At 74.3% G+C, this 22,834-nt stretch carries 22 protein-coding genes, 1 tRNA gene and 1 riboswitch; of the genes, 16 read left to right on the top strand and 7 right to left on the bottom strand.

Going from position 1 to position 22,834, the window contains the following annotated elements:
• Positions 1-34: 34 nt before the first annotated feature.
• Positions 35-556, bottom strand: coding sequence for an FBP domain-containing protein (locus tag BJP40_RS25950; protein ID WP_071282805.1), 522 nt, complete (start codon positions 554-556; stop codon positions 35-37).
• An 80-nt stretch (positions 557-636) separates the two neighbouring features.
• On the opposite strand from BJP40_RS25950, the gene BJP40_RS34640 reads away from it, so the two are divergent.
• On the top strand, positions 637-810 hold the full coding sequence (locus BJP40_RS34640) for a hypothetical protein (RefSeq protein ID WP_175500039.1): 174 nt from the start codon (positions 637-639) through the stop codon (positions 808-810).
• Positions 811-837: 27 nt separating this feature from the next.
• On the opposite strand, the gene BJP40_RS25945 is transcribed toward BJP40_RS34640, so the two are convergent.
• Positions 838-1,719: an NAD(P)H-binding protein gene (locus BJP40_RS25945; protein WP_071282803.1), complete on the bottom strand. Its 882-nt coding sequence runs from the start codon at positions 1,717-1,719 to the stop codon at positions 838-840.
• A gap of 646 nt (positions 1,720-2,365) precedes the next feature.
• Here BJP40_RS25945 and BJP40_RS34635 point away from each other — a divergent pair.
• Both BJP40_RS34635 and BJP40_RS25940 read left to right on the top strand, forming a co-directional pair.
• Positions 2,366-2,521, top strand: a complete 156-nt coding sequence (locus BJP40_RS34635; protein WP_177204486.1) for a hypothetical protein — start codon at positions 2,366-2,368, stop codon at positions 2,519-2,521.
• Positions 2,522-2,685: 164 nt separating this feature from the next.
• A complete protein-coding gene (locus BJP40_RS25940) occupies positions 2,686-3,201 on the top strand; it encodes a flavoprotein (protein ID WP_071282801.1) in 516 nt (171 codons plus the stop codon).
• A 10-nt stretch (positions 3,202-3,211) separates the two neighbouring features.
• Here BJP40_RS25940 and BJP40_RS25935 read toward each other — a convergent pair whose 3' ends face one another.
• Both BJP40_RS25935 and cobN read right to left on the bottom strand, forming a co-directional pair.
• Positions 3,212-3,628, bottom strand: a complete 417-nt coding sequence (locus tag BJP40_RS25935; RefSeq protein ID WP_071282800.1) for a GNAT family N-acetyltransferase — start codon at positions 3,626-3,628, stop codon at positions 3,212-3,214.
• The gene (cobN, locus tag BJP40_RS25930) at positions 3,625-7,239 is read right to left on the bottom strand and encodes a cobaltochelatase subunit CobN (protein WP_071282798.1); all 3,615 of its coding nucleotides are present in this window, start codon (positions 7,237-7,239) and stop codon (positions 3,625-3,627) included. The genes BJP40_RS25935 and cobN overlap by 4 nt, the downstream gene beginning before the upstream one ends.
• A 36-nt stretch (positions 7,240-7,275) precedes the next feature.
• Positions 7,276-7,407, bottom strand: a riboswitch (cobalamin riboswitch).
• Positions 7,408-7,431: 24 nt separating this feature from the next.
• Between cobN and BJP40_RS25925 the strand changes: the two genes are divergently transcribed.
• Genes BJP40_RS25925 through BJP40_RS25915 form a run of 3 tightly spaced genes read left to right on the top strand, consistent with a single transcriptional unit; the run spans position 7,432 to position 10,959 of the window.
• Positions 7,432-8,778 (top strand): cobalamin biosynthesis protein CobG, encoded by a 1,347-nt coding sequence (locus tag BJP40_RS25925; protein ID WP_226962553.1) that lies wholly within the window; start codon positions 7,432-7,434, stop codon positions 8,776-8,778.
• Positions 8,779-8,788: 10 nt separating this feature from the next.
• Positions 8,789-9,424 (top strand): precorrin-8X methylmutase, encoded by a 636-nt coding sequence (locus BJP40_RS25920; protein ID WP_071282794.1) that lies wholly within the window; start codon positions 8,789-8,791, stop codon positions 9,422-9,424.
• Positions 9,421-10,959, top strand: coding sequence for a precorrin-2 C(20)-methyltransferase (locus BJP40_RS25915; protein WP_071282792.1), 1,539 nt, complete (start codon positions 9,421-9,423; stop codon positions 10,957-10,959). Before BJP40_RS25920 ends, BJP40_RS25915 begins: the two co-directional genes overlap by 4 nt.
• Positions 10,960-11,660: 701 nt before the next feature.
• Here the strand turns inward: BJP40_RS25915 and BJP40_RS25910 are convergent.
• Positions 11,661-12,530: an arylamine N-acetyltransferase gene (locus tag BJP40_RS25910; RefSeq protein WP_071282790.1), complete on the bottom strand. Its 870-nt coding sequence runs from the start codon at positions 12,528-12,530 to the stop codon at positions 11,661-11,663.
• Between the two features lie 41 nt (positions 12,531-12,571).
• Positions 12,572-13,348, bottom strand: coding sequence for a cobalt-precorrin-6A reductase (locus BJP40_RS25905; RefSeq protein WP_256220823.1), 777 nt, complete (start codon positions 13,346-13,348; stop codon positions 12,572-12,574).
• A gap of 24 nt (positions 13,349-13,372) precedes the next feature.
• On the opposite strand from BJP40_RS25905, the gene BJP40_RS25900 reads away from it, so the two are divergent.
• The 6 genes from BJP40_RS25900 to BJP40_RS25875 all read left to right on the top strand — a co-directional run bounded on the left by BJP40_RS25900 (position 13,373) and on the right by BJP40_RS25875 (position 19,605).
• Positions 13,373-14,485, top strand: a complete 1,113-nt coding sequence (locus BJP40_RS25900; RefSeq protein ID WP_071265176.1) for a cobalt-precorrin-5B (C(1))-methyltransferase — start codon at positions 13,373-13,375, stop codon at positions 14,483-14,485.
• A 194-nt stretch (positions 14,486-14,679) separates the two neighbouring features.
• The gene (gene pip, locus BJP40_RS25895; protein WP_071282788.1) at positions 14,680-15,630 is read left to right on the top strand and encodes a prolyl aminopeptidase; all 951 of its coding nucleotides are present in this window, start codon (positions 14,680-14,682) and stop codon (positions 15,628-15,630) included.
• Positions 15,631-15,849: 219 nt separating this feature from the next.
• Positions 15,850-16,485, top strand: coding sequence for an HhH-GPD-type base excision DNA repair protein (locus BJP40_RS25890; RefSeq protein ID WP_071282786.1), 636 nt, complete (start codon positions 15,850-15,852; stop codon positions 16,483-16,485).
• 234 nt (positions 16,486-16,719) lie between these two features.
• On the top strand, positions 16,720-18,276 hold the full coding sequence (locus BJP40_RS25885) for a M28 family metallopeptidase (RefSeq protein WP_226962554.1): 1,557 nt from the start codon (positions 16,720-16,722) through the stop codon (positions 18,274-18,276).
• Between the two features lie 203 nt (positions 18,277-18,479).
• Complete coding sequence (locus BJP40_RS25880; protein ID WP_071268372.1) at positions 18,480-18,776, top strand: type II toxin-antitoxin system VapB family antitoxin; 297 nt, start codon at positions 18,480-18,482, stop codon at positions 18,774-18,776.
• Positions 18,777-18,975: 199 nt separating this feature from the next.
• A complete protein-coding gene (locus tag BJP40_RS25875) occupies positions 18,976-19,605 on the top strand; it encodes a LytR C-terminal domain-containing protein (protein WP_071268370.1) in 630 nt (209 codons plus the stop codon).
• Positions 19,606-19,843: 238 nt separating this feature from the next.
• On the opposite strand, the gene upp is transcribed toward BJP40_RS25875, so the two are convergent.
• Positions 19,844-20,479 carry a uracil phosphoribosyltransferase gene (gene upp / locus BJP40_RS25870; protein WP_071268379.1) on the bottom strand — a complete coding sequence of 212 codons (636 nt, stop codon included), beginning with the start codon at positions 20,477-20,479 and terminating at the stop codon, positions 19,844-19,846.
• Positions 20,480-20,569: 90 nt separating this feature from the next.
• On the opposite strand from upp, the gene BJP40_RS25865 reads away from it, so the two are divergent.
• The 4 genes from BJP40_RS25865 to BJP40_RS25850 all read left to right on the top strand — a co-directional run bounded on the left by BJP40_RS25865 (position 20,570) and on the right by BJP40_RS25850 (position 22,695).
• A complete protein-coding gene (locus BJP40_RS25865) occupies positions 20,570-20,809 on the top strand; it encodes a hypothetical protein (protein WP_071268377.1) in 240 nt (79 codons plus the stop codon).
• A 256-nt stretch (positions 20,810-21,065) separates the two neighbouring features.
• Positions 21,066-21,584: a hypothetical protein gene (locus tag BJP40_RS25860; RefSeq protein WP_071268368.1), complete on the top strand. Its 519-nt coding sequence runs from the start codon at positions 21,066-21,068 to the stop codon at positions 21,582-21,584.
• Positions 21,585-21,688: 104 nt separating this feature from the next.
• Positions 21,689-22,117 carry a tRNA adenosine(34) deaminase TadA gene (tadA, locus tag BJP40_RS25855; protein WP_107416866.1) on the top strand — a complete coding sequence of 143 codons (429 nt, stop codon included), beginning with the start codon at positions 21,689-21,691 and terminating at the stop codon, positions 22,115-22,117.
• A 493-nt stretch (positions 22,118-22,610) separates the two neighbouring features.
• Positions 22,611-22,695: transfer RNA gene (locus BJP40_RS25850), tRNA-Ser, on the top strand.
• The last annotated feature ends 139 nt before the right edge of the window (positions 22,696-22,834 follow it).

Below are 22,834 nucleotides of genomic sequence, written 5' to 3'. Positions count from 1 at the left end.
CCCGCGGGTCCCCCCTCAACCGCCCCCTCGGCTGTCATGTGCCCGACGGTAGCCGGACGTTCTCGACGAACGCGAACAGGTTGAGCCGCATCCGGTCGATCCGCTCCTCCACCGTCAGGGACTCCTCGTAGCGGGCGCTGCGCAGGGCGGGCTGCCGCTTTCCGCGGACGTACAGCGGGCAGGCGAGGTCGGCGCACACGTAGAGGCCGACGGTGTTGCCGCCGCGGCCCGCGGCGCCCGCGCGCGGCGCGGAGAAGAGCGTCACCCCGGACGCGGCGTGCCCCGTCAGGCAGATGCGGCACAGGCTGGACTGCACCGCACTCGTGCGGGACCTCTCCGGCACGCGCAGGGTGATGCCGACGGGCGTACCGCCGGGCGCCGCGGCCGGCACCACCAGGTGCGCGCGGAGCGGGGCGCCCGGATCCCGCCAGCCCAGGAAGTCGAGATCGTCCCAGGGGAGTTCGCCGAAGTCGGCCGGCAGCCGCATGCGGGCGGCCTCGCCCTTGGTGCAGTTGACGAAGGAGCCGCGGATCTGTTTCTCGGTCAAGGGGTCCACGTGAGGGCACCGTACGGGAGGTTCGTGCAGGGTGCATCCGATTACCCGTTTGGTCCGCGCTGCGTGGGTACTCGGTCGCCATGAGTACCCAGACAGCCGCCCCGGGCGGCCACAGCCAGGACCAGGGGTCGTCGCGGCCCGTCTCCCTCGCCCGCGAGGTGCAGGGACGCGTGCGCACCTGCAGACCCGCACGCACGGACCGGGAGCCGGAGGACCCGGCGCAGGAGTGGAACATCGTGCTGGGCGAGGACTGACCGCGCGCGACGGCCCGGACCGGGGGCTCAGTCCGTCAGGTGGGCCAGGCTCCCGGGGTGTTCCACCAGGTAGTCCCGCAGCGTCATGGGCGCGTGCCCCGTCAGCCGCCGGACGGTGTCGGAGACCGCGCCCAACTCGCCCCGGGCGATCGCCTCGTACGAGGTGACCCAGCCGGCGACCTGCCACTCGGGCGCTCCGAAGCCGGAGCGGGAGGCGTACGCCTCGTCGCGGGTCTCGGGGAGGTAGCGGATGGTGCGGCCGGTGGCGCGGGACAGTTCCTCGGCGGCCTCCGCCAGGGTGAACGCCTCGCCCCCCGTGACGTCGTACGTCATGCCGTCGTGCGCTCCGGGCGCGAGGAGGACGGCCGCGGCGACGTCCGCGACGTCGTCGTGGGCGACGGCGGCGACGCGCCCGTTTCCCGCCGGGCCACGCAGGACCCCGTCGCGGCCGGTCATGGCGGGGATACCGGCCAAGTACCAGTTGTCCCGCAGAAACGTGCACTCCAGGCCCCCGTGGGCCCGCAGGTACTGCTCGGTGTGCCAGTGATCGCGGGCGAACGTGAATGTGGCGTCGGGCGCCGCGCCCTGGAACGACAGGTACACGATCCGGTGGACGCCCGCCGCGACGGCGGCGTCGACGGCGGTGCGGTGTTCGCCGGCCCGGTCGGGTGACTCGTGCGCGGACACCAGGAAGAGGGTGTCCGCGCCGTCGAGTGCCGCCCGCACGGCCTCACCGTCCCCGTACGCGGCGGGCGCCGCCTTGACGGCGCCCGGGAGATCGGGGAGCCGGGCGGGGTCCCTCCCGAGGAGCCGCAGGGGGACCCCCTTGTCGGCGAGCCGCCGTGCGACCCGCCCTCCGACGCGCCCACCGGCCCCGGTGACGGCGATGACTCCTGTCGGTGCGCTCATTCCCGCAGTCTCGGCCACCCCGGGGCGGCCGTCACCCGGAGCCGGTCCGATCGGGAGCGACGCACGGGCCGGCCCCGCGAGCCGACCGGTCCGTCGGCACCCGTCGGCCGCCCGAACGCCGTGCCCTGCGCGGTGCGGCCGACCGTACGGCCGGCCACCCGGGCCGGGACCGCGGGGACGGCGGACCTGGCGGGCCACCGGGCTGCCGGATTCTGCCGGGTCTGCCGGGTCTGCCGGGTCTGTTGAACCCGCGGGACCTGGGGTCCGTGTGCTCTGGCGGACGTGCACGGCCTGTGCAGCCTGGCAGGCATACGGGGCCTGCCCGGTCTGGGCAGACGTGCGGGGCCGGCGCGGCCTGGCGGACGTGGGGGCCTGTCCGGCCTGGGCAGACATGCGGGGCCGGTGGGGTCCGCCGGGCCCGGCGGGCCTGCGGGGCCGGGGGTCCCTGCGGGGCCTGCCGGGGCTGCCGGGTCCCCGCCGAGCCCGCGGGACCTGCCCGCGCGAGTGGGCCGGAAATCCGGTTGAGGTGCCTGCAGCACCCACGTAGGTTCGCCCACGAACCCCACCACCCCCGCCATCCGCCTTGACCTCACCCGAAGTTGAGGTCCTACGGTCATGGCGTGCGGGGCCCTCCGAAGGGAGCATCATGATCACGTCACGCAGCAGGGCCCGGCAGGACGCGGCGCGCCGCGCCGCCCGCGCCCGGCGACTGCGGCAGGCGGTGGAGGAACGGCCGGCCTTACGAGCCGGTCCGAGCCCGTACGACGACGGGATCCTCGCCGTCCTCGTCCGCCTCCGCTGACTCACCCACCGCAGCCGACCCCGCCCCCGCGCGCCCGCACCGACGGGCGCCCCGGGCGCGGGGTCACGCGCGTTCCTGCCCGGCGCCCGAGGGCACCCGCCGGGGTGGCGCGATCTCTCCGCCACCCGACGATCGACAGTGATCATGTGTGATCAGATGGGGCCATGACGAGGACCCTCTACCTGTTCTGCGCCGCCGCTCCGCCGGTGTTCGACGTGGCCCGGGTGGTCGAGGACGCGCAGGCACGCGGCTGGGACGTGTGCCTCGGACTGACCCCGACCGCGGCCCTCTGGCTGGAGCCCAACCTCGACGGGCTCGCCGCGCTCACCGGCCACCCCGTGCGGCACGCCTACGAGCGGCCCGGCGAGCCCGACCCGTGGCCCGCGCCGGACGTCGTCCTGTTCGCGCCCGCCACCTTCAACACGGTCAACCAGTGGGCGCTGGGCCTGACCGGCACGTTCGTCGTCAGCGTGGCCGCCGAGGCCCTCGGGTGGGGCGTCCCGCTCGTCGCTGCCCCGTGCGTCAACGCCGCGCACGTCCGGCACCCGCAGTACGACCGGTCGGTGGAGACCCTGCGCGGCGCCGGGGTGCACGTGCTGCACGGGCCGGACGCCGCCTTCCCGTGGGAGGCGGCGCTCGACGCGGCCGAGGAGGCGTGGCGCCCGGCCGCCGCCCCGTGAACCGGCCGCCCTACGGCTCCAGCCTCCGGTACAGGTGCACGTCCTCGTGGCCGCCCGGCACGCCCGGCGTCCGGCCGGTCACGGTGTAACCGAGCTTCTCGTAGAAGCCCGGCGCCTGGAACGTGTACGACGACACCGCCATGTGGCGGCAGCCCCGCCGGCGGGCCTCCGCCTCGGCCTCCCGCATCAGCCGGGTGCCGAGCCCGGAGCCGCGCCGGTCGGCCCGTACCCACAGCATGTGGACCTCGCAGCTGTCGCCCCACGTCCAGCCCGTGAGCCCGCCGGCCACCGTCCCGTCGCCGTCCTCGGCGCGCACCGACAGCTCCTCGCCGTCGTGCGCGCCGGTGGCCTCGGCGTTGAACGCGGTCAGCGCCTCGTCCAGCAGGCCGGCTAAGTCCTTGTCCTCGCCGCCCGTCGTCAGCCTCATTCGTCCCTCTCTCCCTCAAGGTCGCCCTCGGTCTCCAGGAAGACCTGCCGGAGCTGCTCCAGCACCGCCGGGTCCGGCTTCGCCCACATGCCGCGGGACTCCGCCTCCAGCAGCCGCTCCGCGATGCCGTGCAGCGCCCACGGGTTCGCTTCCTGGAGGAACGCCCGGTTCTGCGGGTCCAGGACGTACGCCTCGGTGAGCTTGTCGTACATCCAGTCGGCCACCACGCCCGTCGTCGCGTCGTACCCGAAGAGGTAGTCGACGGTCGCCGCCAGCTCGAAGGCGCCCTTGTAGCCGTGCCGGCGCATCGCCTCGATCCAGCGCGGGTTCACCACGCGGGCGCGGAAGACGCGGGACGTCTCCTCGACGAGCGTGCGGGTGCGGACCGTCTCCGGGCGGGTCGAGTCGCCGATGTACGCCTCCGGGGCCGTGCCCCGCAGCGCGCGCACGGTGGCGACCATGCCGCCGTGGTACTGGAAGTAGTCGTCGGAGTCGGCGATGTCGTGCTCACGGGTGTCCGTGTTCTTCGCGGCGACCGCGATCCGCTTGTACGCCGTCTCCATCTCGTCGCGCGCCGGACGGCCGTCCAGGCCGCGGCCGTAGGCGTAACCGCCCCACACCGTGTACACCTCGGCCAGGTCGGCGTCGGTGCGCCAGTCGCGGGAGTCGATGAGCTGGAGCAGCCCCGCCCCGTACGTGCCCGGCCGGGAACCGAAGATGCGGGTCGTGGCGCGCCGCTCGTCCCCGTGCACGGCCAGGTCGGCCTGCGTGTGCGCCCGGACGTGGTTGGACTCGGCGGGCTCGTCCAGCCCGGCGGCGAGCCGCACCGCGTCGTCGAGCAGGGCCACGGTGTGCGGGAACGCGTCCCGGAAGAACCCGGAGATGCGCAGCGTCACGTCGATGCGGGGACGGCCCAGCTCCTCCAGCGGCACCGCCTCCAGGCCCTTCACCCGGCGGGACGCCTCGTCCCACACCGGGCGGACGCCCAGCAGCGCCAGCGCCTCGGCGACGTCGTCGCCGCTGGTGCGCATCGCGCTCGTCCCCCACAGGGACAGGCCGACGGACGTGGGCCACTCGCCGTTGTCGGTGCGGTACCGCTCCAGCAGCGAGTCCGCCAGGGCCTGGCCCGTCTCCCACGCCAGACGGGACGGCACGGCCTTGGGGTCGACGGAGTAGAAGTTGCGGCCGGTCGGCAGCACGTTCACCAGGCCGCGCAGCGGGGAGCCGGACGGGCCGGCCGGGACGAACCCGCCGTTCAGCGCGTGCACCGAGTGGTCGAGCTCCGCCGTCGTCGCGTCGAGGCGCGGCACGACCTGCCGGGCGGCGAAGTCCAGCACCGCGGCCACCTGCTCGCCGTGCCCCTCGGCGGCCGAGGCCACCGCCGCCGGGTCCCAGCCGGCGGCCTCCATAGCCTCCACCAGGGCGCGCGCCTCGGCCTCGGCCTCGTCGGCCGCGGTGCGGGTCGCCGCGGACTCGTCGAGCCCCAGGGCCTCCCGCAGACCGGGCAGAGCGGCGGTGCCGCCCCAGATCTGTCGGGCGCGCAGGATGGACAGGACGAGGTTCACCCGCTCGGGGCCGGCCGGAGCCGAGCCGAGGACGTGCAGGCCGTCGCGGATCTGGGCGTCCTTCACCTCGCACAGCCAGCCGTCGACGTGGAGCAGGAAGTCGTCGAAGCCGTCGTCGTCCGGGCGCTCCTCCATGCCCAGGTCGTGGTCGAGCTTCGCGGCCTGGATGAGGGTCCAGATCTGGGCGCGGATCGCCGGGAGCTTCGCCGGGTCCATGGAGGAGATCTGCGCGTACTCGTCGAGCAGCTGCTCCAGACGCGCGATGTCGCCGTACGAGTCGGCGCGGGCCATCGGCGGCACGAGGTGGTCGATCAGGGTGGCGTGCACGCGGCGCTTGGCCTGCGTGCCCTCACCCGGGTCGTTGACCAGGAACGGGTAGACCAGCGGCAGGTCGCCGAGGGCCGCGTCGGGCGCGCACGCCGCGGACAGGCCGGCGTTCTTGCCGGGCAGCCACTCCAGGTTGCCGTGCTTGCCGAGGTGCACCATGGCGTCCGCGCCGAAGCCGCCGTCCTCGGCGGGCGCGGCGATCCAGCGGTAGGCCGCCAGGTAGTGGTGGGACGGCGGCAGGTCCGGGTCGTGGTAGATCGCGATCGGGTTCTCGCCGAAGCCGCGCGGCGGCTGGATCACGATCAGCAGGTTCCCGCGCCGCAGCGCCGCGAGGACGATGTCGCCCTCGGGGTTGCGGGACCGGTCGAGGAACATCTCGCCGGGCGCCGGGCCCCACTTCTCCTCGACCTCGGTGCGCAGCTCCTCCGGCAGTGTCGCGAACCAGCGCTTGTAGTCGGCCGCCGGGATGCGGACCGGGTTCCGGGCGAGCTGCTCCTCCGTCAGCCAGTCCTTGTCGTGGCCGCCGGCCTCGATCAGCGCCCGGATCAGCTCGTCGCCGTCCCCGGACACCAGACCCGGTATGTCCTGCTCGGGTCCGAAGTCGTAGCCCTCGGCGCGCAGCCGGCGCAGCAGCGCCACCGCGGACGCCGGGGTGTCGAGGCCGACGGCGTTGCCGATGCGGGAGTGCTTCGTCGGGTACGCGGAGAGGACCAGCGCCAGCTTCTTCTCGGCGTTCGGGATGTGGCGCAGCCGGGCGTGCCGGACGGCGATCCCGGCGACGCGGGCGGCGCGCTCGGGGTCCGCGACGTAGGCGGGGAGGCCGTCCTCGTCGATCTCCTTGAAGGAGAACGGGACGGTGATGAGCCGGCCGTCGAACTCGGGAACGGCGACCTGGCTGGCGGCGTCCAGCGGGGACAGGCCCTCGTCGTTCTCCTCCCAGGCGCTGCGCGGGCCGGTGAGGGCCAGGGCCTGGAGGACCGGCACGTCGAGCTGCGCGAGGGCGCCGGCGTCCCACGCCTCCTCGTCGCCGCCCGCCTGCGCGTCGGCGGGCTTGGTGCCGCCCGCGGCGAGGACGGTGGTGACCACGGCGTCCGCGGACCGCAGCTGCTCCAGCAGCTCGGCCTCGGGGGCGCGCAGGGAGGCCACGTACAGGGGGAGCGCCCGGCCGCCGGCGTCCTCGACGGCGTCGCAGAGGACCGACACGAAGCCGGTGTTGCCGCTCATGTGGTGCGCGCGGTAGTAGAGCACCGCGATGACCGGGCCGTCGCCGCCGCGCGACTCGCGCTCCAGCGGGCCCCAGGTCGGTGCGGGCGCCGGGGGTTCGAAGCCGTGACCGGTCAGCAGGACCGTGTCGGACAGGAACCGGGCGAGCTGCTCCAGGTTGGCGGCGCCGCCGTGCGCGAGGTAGGCGTGCGCCTCGGTGGCGACGCCGATGGGGACGGTGGACGCCTCCATCAGCTGGGCGTCGGGCGCCTGTTCGCCGGTGAGGACGACCACGGGGCGGTCCTGGGCGCGCAGGGCCGCGATGCCCTCCTCCCAGGCGCGGACGCCGCCGAGGAGGCGCACGACGACGAGGTCGGTGCCGTCGAGCAGCCCGGGCAGGTCGTCCAGGGGCAGGCGGGAGGGGTTTGCGTACCGGTAGGGGACCGGGCCGCCGGCGGCGGTGGCGGCACGGGCGCTGAGCAGGTCGGTGTCGGAGTGCGACAGCAGCAGAATCACGGCGTGCGCAAGCCTTCCTCGGGGTGTCCTCGCCCCGGGTGGTCGTGGGTGGCGGGAGTTCCTGACTCACCGGACCCGCAAGGGGCCGGATCACAGTGGCGGGACCGCGCCGGATTCGCACCGGGCTTCCTCCCTAGGGTCCTGGGACCCTGTGCCGGTTGCATAGTAGAGGCTGCGCGTATGCTCGCCGCCATGCCGCCCAGCCCCTCAAAGCCCCGGAACGGGGGCGATCCACACATACAGGACCGTGCAGGGGACCTCGTCCGGACCCGCGCCAGGGATCGCGGTGACGCCTGCCCGGGCGCCCTGCGGCTGCACCGCGCCGATGACGGCGGACTGGCCCGTCTGCGGCTCCCCACCGGCTCCCTGACCCCCGCTCAGGTCGAAGCCCTCGCCGACGCCGCCGACCTGCTGGGCGACGGCCACCTCGGCGTCACCTCGCGCGGCAACCTCGACCTGCGCGGCCTGGACGAGGGCTGCGGCGGCGCGCTGGCGGAGCGCCTGTCGGCAGCCGGCCTGCTGCCCTCCCCGGCGCACGAGCGCGTCCGGAACACGGTGGTGTCGCCACTGGCGGGCGTCGACGGGCGGGGGCACGGGCACGCGCCGGCGTGGGCACGCGAACTGGACGCGCTGCTGTGCGCGGAGGCGTGGGCGACGGCGCTCTCGGGACGCTTCCTGTTCGCCCTGGACGACGGGCGGGGCGACGTGGCCGGGCTGGGCGGCGATGTGACGTTGCTCGCAGAGCCGGGGGGCCGCGCTCTGGTACGGATCGGAGGCCACACGTGGCGGGTCGCGGCGCCCGACGCCCCGCGCGCCGCACTGGCGTTGGCCGAGGCGTTCCTGGCGGTCGTCGGGGCGCGGGACTCGGGCGCCTGGCGGGTCGCCGACCTCGCGGCGACCGGCACGGCCCCCGCCGCCGGTGCCACGGAGACCGGCCGCGGCCGGGACGCCGCCGCGGACCCGGGCGCCGACCGGACCACGGGCCCCGCGGACGCCCTGAGGGACCTCGGGGAGGCCGCTGACGCCTGCCTGCACCGCGCGGCCGTACCCGCCGAGCGCACCGCGCCGGAGCCGCTCCCGCGGAGCGGGCCACCGGAGCCGGGCGTGGTGGCGGGCGGCCGGGCCCTGTCGGTGACGGCCCGGCTGGGGCGGGTCAGCAGCAGCCAGTTCAGGGCGCTCCTGCCCGCCGGCGAGGTCCGCGTCACCCCGTGGCGCGGATTCGTCGTGACCGGGCTGCCCGACCGCGCGGCCGCCGCAGCCCGGCTGGCCGCGCTGGCGGAAGCCGGCTTCCTGACACGGCCCGACTCCCCCTGGCTCCGGGTCGGCGCCTGCACGGGCAGGCCGGGATGCGCCAAGTCCCTGGCCGACGTGCGGGCGGACGTCCGGCCGCCGGAGCCCGAGCGGTACGGCGGGCTGCCGGTGCACTGGTCGGGCTGCGAGCGCCGCTGCGGCCACCCGCAGGGAGCCTGGGTGGACGTCCTGGCCACCGGCGACGGCACGTACGACATCACGGTCCGAGACAACAGCGCACAGAGATGAGCGCGCAGAGATGAGCGAGAGCACAGTGTTCGACTACGAGAAGGACGGCGCGGAGATCTACCGCCAGTCCTTTGCCACGATCCGCGCCGAAGCGGATCTCGCGGGACTGCCCGCCGACGTCAGCCAGGTCGCCGTGCGGATGATCCACGCCTGCGGCATGGTCGACCTGGTCCGCGACCTCGCGTACTCCCCGCAGGTCGTCTCCCGCGCCCGCGCCGCCCTGCGCTCCGGCGCGCCGATCCTGTGCGACGCGCAAATGGTGGCCAGCGGTGTCACCCGCAAGCGGCTCCCCGCCGGCAACGACGTGGTCTGCACCCTCTCGGACCCGTCCGTCCCCGGCCTCGCGGCGGAACTGGGCACCACCCGCAGCGCCGCCGCCCTGGAGCTGTGGCGGGACCGGCTGGAGGGCTCCGTCGTGGCGATCGGCAACGCCCCCACGGCCCTGTTCCACCTCCTGGAGATGATCGCCAAGGGGGCCCCGCGTCCGGCGGCCGTACTCGGCATACCGGTGGGCTTCATCGGAGCCGCCGAGTCCAAGGAGGCCCTGGCGGCCTCGGACCTGGAGCACATCGTCGTACGGGGCAGGCGCGGCGGCAGCGCCATGACGGCCGCCGCGATCAACGCGATCGCGAGCGAGGCGGAATGAGCACGCACGTTTCACGTGAAACCACGCCCGGCGGGCGGGGCAAGCTGTACGGGGTCGGGCTCGGCCCCGGGGACCCGTCCCTGATGACGCTGCGGGCCGCCGAGGCCATCGCGGAAGCCGACGTCGTGGCGTACCACTGCGCCCGCCACGGCCGGTCCATCGCCCGCTCCATCGCGGCGAAGCACATCCGCACCGACCACGTCGAAGAGCGCCTGATGTACCCGCTGACCGTGGAGACCACGGACCACCCGGGCGGCTACCGGGGCGCGCTGAACGACTTCTACGAGGAGGCGTCGGCCCGACTGGCCGCGCACCTGGACGCAGGCCGCACGGTGGCGGTCCTCGCCGAGGGCGACCCGCTCTTCTACGGCTCCTACCAGCACATGCACAAGCGGCTGGCGGACCGCTACGACACGGAGGTCATCCCCGGCGTCACCTCGATCAGCGCCGCGGCGGCCACGATCGGCAAGCCGCTCGTGGAGGCCGAGGAGACCCTGACGATCATTCCGGGCACGCTGCCCGAGGACGAGCTGACGGCCCGCCTGGCGGCCGCGGACTCGGCGGTCGTGATGAAGCTGGGCCGCACCTTCCCGGCGGTACGGCGCGCCCTGGCCCGCACGGACCGGCTGGCGGACGCCCACTACGTGGAGCGGGCCACCATGGAGGGCCAGCGCACGGCGCCGCTCGCCGAGGTGCCCGCGGACTCGGTGCCGTACTTCTCCGTCGCGGTGCTGCCCTCCCGCGTCGACACGGGCCCGGCCGCCCCCGAGCGGGGCGAGGTCCTGGTGGTCGGCACCGGACCGGCGGGCGCGCCGTGGCTCACCCCGGAGACGCGGGGCGCGCTGGCCTCGGCGACGGATCTGGTGGGCTACACGACGTACCTGGACCGGGTGCCGGTACGGCCGGGCCAGCGGCGGCACGGCTCCGACAACAAGGTGGAGGCGGAGCGCGCCGAGTTCGCCCTCGACCTGGCGGTGCGCGGCCACCGCGTCGCGGTGGTGTCGGGCGGCGACCCCGGCGTCTTCGCCATGGCGACCGCCGTCCTGGAGGCCGCGGCGCAGGAGGCGTACACGAACGTGCCGGTCCGCGTGCTGCCGGGCGTCACCGCCGCCAACGCGGCCGCGGCGAAGGCGGGGGCCCCGCTGGGCCACGACTACGCCACGATCTCCCTGTCGGACCGTCTGAAGCCCTGGGAGGTCATCGCGGAGCGGCTGCGCGCGGCGGCGGCCGCCGACCTCGTGCTCGCCCTGTACAACCCCGGCTCCCGCAGCCGCACCTGGCAGGTCGGGCAGGCCAGGGACCTGCTGCTGGAGCACCGCGCCGCGGACACCCCCGTGGTCGTGGCACGGGACGTGGGCGGGCCCGAGGAGTCGGTGCGCGTCCTGGCGCTGGCGGACCTGGACCCGTCGGAGGTCGACATGCGCACCCTGCTGCTGATCGGCTCGTCACAGACGCAGGCGGTACGGCGCGGCGACGGCACCACGGTCGCGTGGACGCCGCGCCGGTATCCGGAGGGGCCCGGGTCCGGCTCCTGACCCCGCGGGCCCCGCGGGCGCAGCAGGGCCGGCTGGGGCCGGGAAACCGCACGCACCCTCGGGGCCCGGGACCTCGGGGCCTGCGGACGGGCCGGGGCCCCGTCGGCTGCCTGGGCTGCCGCGCAGGTCCCCGGTTCCGTGCGGCGGCCGGGGGTGAACGGGCCGCCGGACCGGCGTGAGCCGTCGCGGTGCGCGGGCGAGCGCCCGGCCGGGCGGCCCGCGCCCCGGGGCGCGGGACCCGCGTGCCGTCGCTGCGCGGGCCGGTTCCGGTGGGGTGGCCCGAGAAGGGTGCCGCAGGAGGGAGGAGCGTGCCCGAAGGGTGCTCACACCCGTGGAGCCCGGCGGAACCCGGCGGAGCCCCGGAGAGGACCACAAGCCCAGCGGAGCCCCGGAGAGGACCACACCGGGGGCTCGCGCCCGCGGGAGGCCAGCGCCTACAGAGGGCTCTCGCCTGGGGTCTCCCGTACCGGAGGGGGCTCGCGTCCACCCTGCCGGGCGGCCCGCCCGGGCACCGGCCGGAACCGGACGTCCCGGCCCGCATCCTCGGCGACCGGCAACCGGCGACCGCGGCGCCCCGCCTCCCCGGCAGCGGTCCGAGGCGGTCCGCCGACGTCAGCCCGCACGCAGGGCGACTCAGCAGCCCGCGCAGGGCACCCGGGTCTGCAAGAACGCCGGGGCGTCGGGCGCCCGTTCAGGGCGGTTCAGACACTCGCCCCGGGCACCCGGGGCTTCAGCAGCGTCATGCCGTCGGGCGCCGTGATCCCGAAGTCCTCCGCCAGGACCGTCCGGGCCTCCGCCTCGTCGGCGAGCTCCCGTGTGGTGGCGGTGCCGTCGGCGGCCGTCACGGTCAACCGCCGGTCGTCGAGCACCAGATGGCGGTCCTCACCGGTGCGCAGGGCGTAGAGCCGGCGCGAGAACGGCGAGCGCGGACTGGCCGCGATGTAGAAGTTGATCATCTCGAAGTCGGCGTGTTCGAAGGGCTCGACGGTGAAGGCGTACTGCGCCTGCCACTCCTCCTTCCCCGCGTCGTAAGCCTCCAGGACCCACAGGTCCAGGGGCCCCGGGTGCGGCGCGTGCACGAGCCGGTGGCGCCGCCCGGCAGCCTCGGCCTCGGAGCCGGTGACCAGCGGCAGGGGCTGCAGGAGCCCGGTGGAGGCGCCGAAGCCCACGTCGGCCAGGTACGGCTCGGCCTCTCCCGGTATCCGGACGAGCAGGGCCATATGGGTGCGCGGCCGCGAGGCGAACCGCTCGACGCCCAGGACCACGCGGGCCGTCAGCCGGGTCACCTCGAAGCCCGCGGCCTCCAGCGCCAGGGCGAACAGGGTGTTGTGCTCGTAGCAGTAGCCGCCGCGCCGCCCGCCGAGCAGCTTGGCCGCCAGGTCCGCGGCGGCGAGCGACGGCACGGTGCCGCCCAGGGCGTCCAGGTTCTCGAACGGGATGGTGAGGATGTGCGCCAGGTGCAGGGCCCGGAGCGTGTCCCCGTCGGGCCGCACCTCGGCGGTGTGACCGAGACGGGTGTGGTAGGCGTCGAGGAGGTCGAACGGGGTGCTCAGGGCATCGTGGTCAGTCATACGGGCACCGTAGGACGGAACGTTCCGCGCGCACAGCGGATTCACCGCACGCGATCATCCTCAGCACCGGCGGCGGCTGCCCTGCCCCCGGCCCACGCCGCGGCCTCCTCCACGGTCGCCGCGACCGGCACCCCGGCCGGGACCGGGGGGCGGCGGACGATCACCACCGGGACGCCTGCCTCCCGGGCCGCCGCCAGCTTCGGCGCCGTCGCCGCGCCGCCGCTGTCCTTGGTGACCAGCACGTCGATGCCGTACGTGCGCAGCACCTCGCGCTCCCCATCGAGCGTGAAGGGCCCCCGGTCCAGCAGTACCTCGCTCCGCCGGGGACACGGCGGCTCCGGCGGGTCCACGGACCGGACCAGGAACCAGATGTCCGCGACCTCCGCGAAAGCGGCGAGGCCCATGCGCCCGGTCGTGAGGAACGCCCGCCGCCCCAGTGCCGGAACCACCCGGGCCGCCTGCTCCAGGGACTCCACCTCGTGCCAGTCGTCCCCCTCGACAGGGGACCACCCGGGGCGCCGCAACGCGAGCAGGGGAACATGGGAGGTGGCGGCGGCCCGCGCCGCGTGGAAACTGATCGTCCCGGCGAAGGGGTGAGTGGCGTCGATGACCGCGTCCACCTGGTGCTCGCGCAGCCAGCACGCCAAGCCCTCGGCCCCGCCGAACCCGCCCACGCGGACCTCTCCCGGGGGCAGCCTGGGGTTCGCCACCCGCCCGGCGAGCGAGCTGGTGACCCGCACGCCGGCCGCGTGCAGGGTCTCGGCGAGCCGGCGGCCCTCGGTGGTGCCGCCGAGGATCAACACATGCTGCATCGTCATCCGTAACCGTCCGGGAAGCCGTCCATGAGTACGAGCGGTGGGCGCAGCGCCCAACTCAAGCACACCGGCCTGCGCCCCGGCTGGACGACCGGTGCCTGCGCGACGGCGGCGACGACCGCGGCGTACACGGCGCTGCTGACCGGGGACTTCCCCGACCCGGTGACGATCACCCTGCCCAAGGGCCAGACCCCGTCGTTCGCCCTGGCGCGGGAGGAGCACGGCGGGTCCTTCGTCATGGCGGCCGTGGTGAAGGACGCGGGCGACGATCCGGACGTCACCCACGGCGCGCTGGTCAGGTCCACGGTACGGCTGCTGCCACCGGGCTCGGGCGTCCTGTTCCGCGCCGGGCCGGGCGTCGGCACCGTCACCCGCCCGGGGCTGCCCCTGCCCGTCGGCGAACCCGCGATCAACCCGGTCCCGCGCCAGATGATCCGCGACCACGTGGCGAGGGTCGCGGCGGAACACGGCGGCACCGGGGACGTCGAGGTGACGGTGTCCGTCGACGACGGGGAGGAGATCGCCCGCTCCACGTGGAACCCGCGCCTGGGCATTCTGGGCGGCCTGTCCATCCTCGGCACGACGGGCGTCGTCGTGCCCTACTCCTGCTCGGCGTGGATCGACTCGATCCGCCGCGGCGTGGACGTGGCGCGGGCCGCGGGCCGCACCCACGTCGCCGGCTGCACCGGCTCGACGTCCGAGAAGACGGTCACCTCCCTCTACTCCCTGCCCGAGGACGCCCTGCTGGACATGGGCGACTTCGCGGGCGCGGTCCTCAAGTACGTGCGCCGCCACCCCGTGGACCGCCTCACCATCTGCGGCGGCTTCGCGAAGCTGTCGAAGCTGGCGGCGGGCCATCTGGACCTGCACTCGGCACGGTCCCAGGTGGACAAGGGCTTCTTGGCGGACCTGGCCCGGTCCGCTGGCGCGGGCGAGGCCCTGGCCTCCGCGGTGGCCGCCGCCAACACGGGCCTGGCGGCCCTGCACCTGTGCGCCGATCAGGGCGTCCCGCTGGGCGACCGGGTCGCGGAGACGGCCCGGGACCAGGCACTGGAGGTCCTGCGGGGGGCACCCGTCGTGGTCGACGTCGTCTGCATCGACCGCGCCGGCACGGTGGTGGGCCGCAGCACCCCCCGTTGACCGGCCCCTCCGACCCGCCGCCCCTCCCCTCCCGCGAAGCGGGCCCCGCTGCCGCCACGCACCGACCGAACACGCCACCTCCCCGACACCCACCTCCCACCGACCGACCACAGCACCCCCGACACCCAGCCCGCACCACCCGAAGACCCCCGACACCCAGCCCGCACCACCCAAACCTTGGGGGCACGCACGTCATGTACCCGGAGAGCCAGCCGTACGACGAGGGCATGCTCGATGTCGGTGACGGCCACCGCGTCCATTGGGAAGCCCACGGCAACCCCCTCGGCAGACCGGCCCTGGTCGTCCACGGCGGCCCCGGGTCGGGGTCGGCCTCGGGCGCCACCCGTTACTTCGATCCCGCCCGCCACCGCACGATCTTGTTCGATCAGCGCGGTTGTGGCCGCAGCACCCCGCACGCCGCCGACCCGACGGTGGACCTCGGCACCAACACCACCTCCCACCTCCTCGCCGATATGGAGCGCCTCCGCGTCCACCTCGGCATCGACCGCTGGCTGCTGTACGGCGGCTCCTGGGGGTCCACGCTGCTTCTCGCCTATGCCGAGCGGCACCCGGAGAGGGTGTCCGGCATCGTCGTCCACGGCGTGACCACGACCCGGCGCTCCGAGATCGCCTGGCTGTACGAGGGTGCGGGAGCGCTGTTCCCGGAGGCGTGGGACCGGTTCCGGGCCGGTTCCGGTACGGGCGCCCGTACCGCCGCCGAGCTGGTTTCCGCCTACGCACGCCTGACCGGCGATCCGGACCGTTCCGTGCGGGAGAAGGCCACCGCCGACTGGTGCGCGTGGGAGGACGCCGTCGTCTCCCAGGAGGGAGCCGGCACCCCGTACGGGGACCGTCCCGGCGCGGCGCAGCTCGCCTTCGTCCGGATCTGCGCGCACTACTTCTCCCACGGTGCCTGGTTGGAGGAAGGCGCCCTTCTGCGGAGCGCCCACCGGCTGGCCGGCATCCCCGGTGTCCTGGTCCACGGGCGGTTCGACGTGGCCGCCCCCCTCACCACGGCCTGGGAGCTGGCCAAGGCGTGGCCGGACGCCGAGCTGATCGTCACCGACGGCGCCGGACACCTCGGGACGGAGACGACGCGCGGTCACGTGAAGGAGGCCCTCGCACGCTTGGCGACCGCACAGTGACCCCCTCGGGCTGCCCACCGCTGCGCCGTTCCCCGGCCCACCGCCCATCCGTTGCCCGTCCCTTCGCGTGGGACCACCCTCCGAGCAGGACCACCCTTCGTGCGGGCCCCCTCCAGGCACTGGGCGCGTGCCGTGCGCCCGGGTGGTCCCGGGGTGCGGCGACAGCCGTACGGCTGACCCCGTCGTGCGGGGCGTCCGCCGGGGCACGATCATCGCCCCATGAACACCCCCAGTCCCGCCATCCGCCTGGCCCAGCAGCCGGAAGCCGACGCGCTCCTGTCCCGAAGTCCCCTGGCCGCACTCGTCGGGATGCTGCTGGACCAGCAGGTCCCCATGGAGTGGGCGTTCGCCGGTCCGTACACGATCGCCCAGCGCCTGGGCACCGACGACCTGGACGCGCACACCATCGCCGCGCACGACCCGGAGGGCTTCGCCGGACTGCTGTCCGCCAAGCCCGCCGTGCACCGCTATCCGGGCTCGATGGCGGGCCGTATCCAACAGCTGTGCCAGTACCTGGTGGACGAGTACGACGGTGACGCAGCAGCCGTGTGGACCGGTGCGAGCAGCGGGAAGGATCTGCTGGCCAGGCTCCAGGCGCTGCCGGGCTTCGGAAAGCAGAAGGCCCAGATCTTCCTGGCGCTGCTCGGCAAGCAGTACGGCGTCCGCCCCGACGGCTGGCGTGAGGCCGCGGGCCCGTACGGGGAAGCCGGGGCGCACCGGTCCGCAGCAGACATCACCGGGCCCGAGTCGCTGGCCAAGGTGCGCGCGTACAAACAGGAGGCCAAACGTGCCGCCAGAACGGCCAAGAGCAGCCAGGGGGGCAAGGCGGCAAAGGACGCCAAGGGGACGAAGTAGCCGAGCGGCCCCGCCATCACGAACCAGCCGACCACGACCCGCACCTCCTTCCGCGAAACCGGCCCAATCGCCGCAAGCAGTTCAACTATGCCCATCCCTGCGGAAGTTCTCGGCCAGCTATCCACAGCGACGGCGATTCGTACGAAGAATGACGCGAGTTGTGGCACATCTGTTCACAGCGGCCGAGTTGATCGCTAGCTTCCCTTCAACCCTGTCCGCACGGGAAGGACCTCTGTGAACTCATCCCATCGCAGAGCCGTGGCCGCTCTGGCCGCAGCCGCACTCGCGACCCCGCTTCTGCTGGCCTCCGCCTCACCGGCTTCCGCCGGCAAGCACGACCCGGCGAAGAACGCCGCGAAGCTGGCCGACCGCCTGGTGAAGGCGGCCTCCGCCGAGAGCGCACACAAGCACCTGCGAAAGTTCCAGCAGATAGCCGACACCGCCGGAGGCAACCGCGCCGCCGGCACGCTGGGCTACGACGCCTCCGCGGCGTACGTCTACCAGCAGCTGAAGAAGGCCGGGTACGACGTGTCGTACCAGGAGTTCGAGTTCTTCTACACCGAGACGCAGGCGGAGAAGCTCTCCGTGGTCTCGCCCGCGTCCCGCGACGTCTCCATCCGCGCGATGACGTACACCAAGTCCACGCCGGTCGGCGGCACGACGGCCGCCCTCGTCGCCGCCCCGGTGGACGCGGACGGTTCCAACGGCTGCGAGCCGACCGACTTCGCGACCGACGCCTTCAGCGGCAAGATCGCCCTGATCAAGCGCGGCGGCTGCACCTTCGCCGCCAAGCAGGCGAACGCCGCCGCCGCGGGCGCCGTCGGCGCGGTCATCTACAACAACACCGAGGGCACCCTCAGCGGCACCCTCGGCGGTCCCGGAGAGGGCAAGATCCCGACGGGCGGCATCTCGCTGGCGGACGGCGAGCAGCTCGCCGCCGACCTGGCCGCCGGGCCGGTGGAGGTCACCCTCGACATCCGCCAGCTCCAGGAGCAGCGGACCACCCGCAACGTCATCGCCGAGACGCAGCGGGGCAACGCCGCCAACACGGTGATGCTGGGCTCCCACCTGGACTCGGTGACCGCGGGCCCCGGCATCAACGACAACGGTTCCGGCTCGGCCGGTCTGCTGGACGTGGCGCTGAAGTTCGCCAAGCACAAGCACAAGACCACCAACAAGGTGCGGTTCGCCTGGTGGGGCGCGGAGGAGAACGGTCTCCTCGGGTCCGAGCACTACGTCGAGAACCTCGACGACCTCGGCCTGAAGGAGATCAAGCTCTACCTCAACTTCGACATGATCGCTTCGCCGAACTACGGCCTGTTCGTGTACGACGGCAACGACTCCGACCAGGTCGGCGCCCCGGCCGGACCGGAGGGCTCCGCCCAGCTGGAGCGGGACATCCTCGCGTTCATGGACGAGAAGGGCCTGCCGCACGCGGGCACGGACTTCACCGGCCGCTCCGACTACGGGCCGTTCATCGCCGCGGGCATCCCGGCGGGCGGCACCTTCACCGGCGCGGAGGGCATCAAGACCGAGGCGCAGGCCGTGAAGTTCGGCGGCACCGCGGGCGAGGCGTACGACCCGTGCTACCACGCCGCGTGCGACGACATCGACAACATCAGCATGGCGGCGTTCGACGCGAACATCGACGTCATCGCCAACGCGGTCGGCACCTACGCGCACGACCTCAGCTCGCTGCGCACCCCGGTGGAGTTCGTCCCGACGGACGGCGACGCGGGCAGCGGCGGCGGCCTGCACGACGACCACGACCACGACGAGGCCACCGAGTAAGGACCTGCGTCGTCTCCGGGTAAGGGGCTCGGAGACCGGCAGTACCTTCGGGGAGGGTGTGCCGCCGCACGGGGTCCGTACGGAACCCGTGCGGCGGCACATACCGGAAACTGCCACTATGCGTCGATTTGCCGCGCGGCACCGGACAGTCTGCCGGTGTCGCGCGGCTGCGCCGGGAGGGGCTTGCCCGGTAGGCTTTCCGTGTGATCTTCAAGCGCATCGGTAACGGGCGGCCGTATCCCGACCACGGCCGGGACAGCACCCGGCAGTGGGCGGATGTCGCGCCGCGTCCGGTCCGCCTCGATCAGCTCGTCACCACCAAGGGCCAGCTGGACCTGGAGACGCTCCTCGCCGAGGACTCCACCTTCTACGGCGACCTCTTCGCACACGTCGTGAAGTGGCAGGGCGACCTCTACCTGGAGGACGGGCTGCACCGCGCCGTCCGCGCGGCCCTGCAGCAGCGCCAGGTGCTGCACGCCCGGGTGCTCGAACTCGACTAGCGCCACGCCCGGCCGCGCCGGCCCGCAGCGGCGCTCCACGCCGCGTCGCGCCGAGGCCCTGGACGCCTCCCTGCCGACAGGCACCGGCGGGACCCGCGATCCCGCCCGCTGCACCTTCCGGGCCGTTTTCCCACTCGTCCGGCCCTGAGCTGCTGATCGTTTAGTAGGCATAGTCATCGGGCCGCATTACGCTGCGCCCATGAGCATGCTCACTCCCCCCGGTATGGGCGGTAAGTACCGCGTGACGGGCACGACGTACCCCCGTATGCGACGCCCTCGCCGCCGTGGCCGCATCGCTGTGGCCGGCATCGCCGCCGCGGCCGCGCTGGGCCTGGCCGGCTGGGGAACGGTCCAGCTCATCGACGTCTTCGGCGGCGACAGCACCGGCACCGCGCGCCGTCCCACTGCCGGGTCCACCTGCAAGGCCGCGAGCCCGTCGCCCGTCGCGGCGGTCGCCTTGCCGCGTCCCGCCCAGATCACCGTCAACGTCTACAACGCCACGCCCCGCTCCGGGCTGGCCAAGGCCACCGCCGACGAGCTGAAGAAGCGCGGCTTCACCGTCGGGAAGATCGGGAACGCTCCGGCCGTGTACGACAAGAAGGTCGCGGGGCCCGGCATACTGCTCGGCGCCCCGCCGGCCGCCAAGGGCGCGTTCCCGGTGCTCGGCACACAACTGAAGGGCGTCGAGACGAAGACCGACACGCGGGAGACCGCGGACGTGGACCTGATCATCGGCTCCGGTTTCACCACCCTCGCCACCCCGTCCGACGCGACCGCCGCGATGACCGCCCTGCTCCGCCCCAAGCCGGTGCCGTCCACCTGTACGTGACGCGTTCAGACGACCGGTCGCGCCGCCGCCCCCGGTCGGGGCACCGCCGCCGCGGCCTTGCCGTGGAACTGCGGCCCGCCCGGGTCTCGCCACGCGGCCAGGACGACCGCCCGCTGCCCGACTCCGGCCCCGGCCCCGTACCCGCCGCCCCACGGACCCTACGGACTGGCCCGGGCCTGCTCAGGGCGCGCACGGGCCCGTGCACCCGGGCCCCCGCGCACCCCGCCGGCGGCGTCGCCTACTCGGCGGTTCCGTACATGCGGTCGCCCGCGTCACCGAGGCCGGGCACGATGTAGCCGCTCTCGTTCAGCCGCTCGTCCACCGCAGCGGTGACCACGGTCACCGGCGTCCCCGCCAGCTCCCGCTCCATCACCTGCACGCCCTCCGGCGCGGCCAGCAGCACCACCGCCGTGACGTCGTCGGCGCCCCGCTTGATGAGTTCCTGGATCGCCGCGACCAGCGTGCCGCCCGTGGCCAGCATCGGGTCGAGGACGTACACCTGCCGCCCGGAGAGGTCCTCCGGCATCCGCGTGGCGTACGTCGACGCCTCCAGGGTCTCCTCGTTGCGGATCATGCCGAGGAAGCCCACCTCGGCGGTCGGCAGCAGCCGCACCATGCCGTCGAGCATGCCGAGGCCGGCCCGCAGGATCGGCACGACCAGCGGACGCGGGTGGGACAGCTTCACACCTTCGGTGGCCGTCACGGGCGTCTCGATGCCGACCCGCTCGGTGCGCACGTCGCGCGTGGCCTCGTACGCGAGCAGGGTGACCAGCTCGTCGGCGAGCCGCCGGAAGGTGGGGGAGTCGGTGCGCCTGTCGCGCAGCGTGGTGAGTTTGTGCGCCACCAGCGGGTGGTCGACGACGTGGATCCGCATGCCCACAACAGTAGCCCGCACTGGCATCAACCCACGCAGCCGCGGGAAGGTGGACACGGTGGAACCCAGCCGTGGGGTGGTGGTGTGGCGATGCCCGACCAGGACGAGCCCGACCGGCGGACGGCCGAACGGCAGACGACGGATCGGCGGACGGCCGAACGGGAAGCGGCCGAACGCCAGGCGGCCGACGACGCCGAGCGCAGGCGGCGCCGCGCACAGTTCCTGCGCGAGCTGAACGAGGCGAAAGCCCTGCGCGACCGGGTCCAGCCACGCCGCGCCCGAGCGGCGCGGATGCGCCACGCCCTGCGGATGCGGACCTTCCGGTGGTGACGCCCGCTCACCCCGTGTGATCGTTGCTCGACCGCTGTGACCAGCAGTGACGGCCCGCCGAGCCGGGCCGGGCCGCGGCTCGTCGAGGGCGGGGGGCGGGTGACGCCGACCGGGGGCCCGGCCTCAGACTGGTGCACGACGCAAGAGCGGAACACTCCTCCTTCAGGCCCCGCGTCTGCCACGATGCCGAGTGGGCGGGCCATTCAGGAGCGCGCCGCCCGCGATCGTCACACCTCTGATCAGTGGGAGAGTCACGGTGTACTTCGCCGCACTGCTCACGCTCACCGAAGACGGGTGGGTAGCGAGCGACACAGAGCTCGACGATGTGGAGACCCTGGCGGATCTGACCGACCTGGCCCGCGACGCCTCGCCGGACGCCGACACGGTGCTCGTCTTCATCGAGCAGGAGGACGCGTGGTTCGGCATCGTCCGCGTGGAGGGCGAGGACGACCCTCGCATCTACGTCTCGGACGGCGCCGCCGCCGCGCGCTCCTCGTACGGGGAGATCCTCACCAGGGAACTGCTCGGGGACGACCCGTCCGACGCCCCCGACCTGGACGCGCTGGACCTCGACGGGACCGAGGACGGCGAACCGGACGACGAGACCGAGGAGGACACGGAGACCGGAGCGGTGCCCGCCGCACCGCTGGGAGACCGGCGGATCCTGGACGACCTGGGCCTGGCGGAGAAGGAACTGCTGGACCTCGACACCGACGTGCTGTCCGAGATCGCCGAGGCCCTGGGCGCCGCGGAGGTACTGGAGGCCGTTCGCTAGTGCCCGCTGCCCTGCCGGACCCGGAACCGACCCGCGCGACCCCCGCCGGGGACGCCGCGACCGCCCCCGTCCACGACCCCGTACGGGATCCGTGGCGGGGGCCCATGCGGCGTGCCCTGGCGGAGGCGGAACGGGCCGCGCAGAGCGATGATGTGCCGGTCGGGGCGGTGGTGCTCGGCCCGGACGGCGACATCCTCGCGACCGGCCACAACGAGCGGGAGGCCGCCGGCGACCCCACGGCGCACGCCGAGGTGCTGGCCCTGCGCCGCGCGGCGGAGCGGTTGGGCGCGTGGCGGCTCACCGGCTGCACCCTGGTGGTGACCCTGGAGCCGTGCGTGATGTGCGCGGGCGCGCTCGTCCAGTCACGCGTGGACCGCGTCGTCTTCGGAGCGATGGACGAGAAGGCGGGCGCGGTGGGCTCGCTGTGGGACCTCGTACGGGACCGCCGGCTCAACCACCGGCCGGAGGTGGTGCAGGGCGTCCTGGCGGACGAGTGCTCCGCGCTGCTGACACGCTTCTTCCGCGTCCGCTGACGGGCCGCTTCCGGTACGCGCTCCACACACCTCCCCCGCGCCCACTGACGAGCCGCTTCCAGTACGCGCTCCACACGCCGACCGCTCCTCCTCCGTCCGCTGGACCGCCGCGAGCCCGCCCGGTCCTCCCCCTTGAACGGGCTCCCTCCGCCAGGTACGCCGGGCTCGCGGCCGGGCCGACCACCCGTCCCGCCCCGCGCACTCCGCCCTCCCCGCGGCCCCGCCCGTTGGCCGGCCGTCCTCCGCCGCCTCCTTCCGACACGGCTGTCCTCCTCCGGACTCGCCCTGCTGACCGGCCGCTCTCCCGCCCTGCGGCCGCCGCGGGCGGCGGCGGTGGCCGCGCGCATCCGTCGTCGACCGGCGGGACGCACGGGTGCAACGACCGCGGGCCAGGCGCCGGGCAGGACCAGCACCGTGCGCCCCTGACGCGGCCTCGGCGCGACGCGGCCCATGGATTTCAGCGTCGGGCCCCCTTTGGGCTAAGCTCTCTCTCGGTAGCGTGTCCGAGCGGCCGAAGGAGCTCGCCTCGAAAGCGAGTGTGGCGCAAGTCACCGAGGGTTCAAATCCCTCCGCTACCGCTCTCGACGAAGGGCCCCGGTGCGAAAGCGCCGGGGCCCTTCGCGTTGCGGCGTACGCCCCGCGGGGGGCGCCTCGCACGGCAGAAGCCCCGGGGTGAGGGCCCGGGGCTTCCCGTGTCGGACGGGGGAGCGGCGAAGA

The organism is Streptomyces sp. CC53 (assembly GCF_001865245.1).
Classification (GTDB): Bacteria; Actinomycetota; Actinomycetes; order Streptomycetales; family Streptomycetaceae; genus Streptomyces.
This window is presented reverse-complemented; position numbering and strand designations above follow the sequence as displayed.

Excerpts from the sequence above, each read along its gene's own strand:
- BJP40_RS34640 (WP_175500039.1), top strand. The coding sequence starts at position 637 with ATGAGTACCCAGACAGCCGCCCCGGGCGGCCACAGCCAGGACCAGGGG.
- BJP40_RS25945 (WP_071282803.1), bottom strand. The coding sequence starts at position 1,719 with ATGAGCGCACCGACAGGAGTCATCGCCGTCACCGGGGCCGGTGGGCGC.
- BJP40_RS34635 (WP_177204486.1), top strand. The coding sequence starts at position 2,366 with ATGATCACGTCACGCAGCAGGGCCCGGCAGGACGCGGCGCGCCGCGCC.
- BJP40_RS25940 (WP_071282801.1), top strand. The coding sequence starts at position 2,686 with ATGACGAGGACCCTCTACCTGTTCTGCGCCGCCGCTCCGCCGGTGTTC.
- BJP40_RS25935 (WP_071282800.1), bottom strand. The coding sequence starts at position 3,628 with ATGAGGCTGACGACGGGCGGCGAGGACAAGGACTTAGCCGGCCTGCTG.
- BJP40_RS25925 (WP_226962553.1), top strand. The coding sequence starts at position 7,432 with ATGCCGCCCAGCCCCTCAAAGCCCCGGAACGGGGGCGATCCACACATA.
- BJP40_RS25920 (WP_071282794.1), top strand. The coding sequence starts at position 8,789 with ATGAGCGAGAGCACAGTGTTCGACTACGAGAAGGACGGCGCGGAGATC.
- BJP40_RS25915 (WP_071282792.1), top strand. The coding sequence starts at position 9,421 with ATGAGCACGCACGTTTCACGTGAAACCACGCCCGGCGGGCGGGGCAAG.
- BJP40_RS25910 (WP_071282790.1), bottom strand. The coding sequence starts at position 12,530 with ATGACTGACCACGATGCCCTGAGCACCCCGTTCGACCTCCTCGACGCC.
- BJP40_RS25905 (WP_256220823.1), bottom strand. The coding sequence starts at position 13,348 with ATGACGATGCAGCATGTGTTGATCCTCGGCGGCACCACCGAGGGCCGC.
- BJP40_RS25900 (WP_071265176.1), top strand. The coding sequence starts at position 13,373 with ATGAGTACGAGCGGTGGGCGCAGCGCCCAACTCAAGCACACCGGCCTG.
- pip (WP_071282788.1), top strand. The coding sequence starts at position 14,680 with ATGTACCCGGAGAGCCAGCCGTACGACGAGGGCATGCTCGATGTCGGT.
- BJP40_RS25890 (WP_071282786.1), top strand. The coding sequence starts at position 15,850 with ATGAACACCCCCAGTCCCGCCATCCGCCTGGCCCAGCAGCCGGAAGCC.
- BJP40_RS25875 (WP_071268370.1), top strand. The coding sequence starts at position 18,976 with ATGAGCATGCTCACTCCCCCCGGTATGGGCGGTAAGTACCGCGTGACG.
- upp (WP_071268379.1), bottom strand. The coding sequence starts at position 20,479 with ATGCGGATCCACGTCGTCGACCACCCGCTGGTGGCGCACAAACTCACC.
- BJP40_RS25865 (WP_071268377.1), top strand. The coding sequence starts at position 20,570 with ATGCCCGACCAGGACGAGCCCGACCGGCGGACGGCCGAACGGCAGACG.
- tadA (WP_107416866.1), top strand. The coding sequence starts at position 21,689 with ATGCGGCGTGCCCTGGCGGAGGCGGAACGGGCCGCGCAGAGCGATGAT.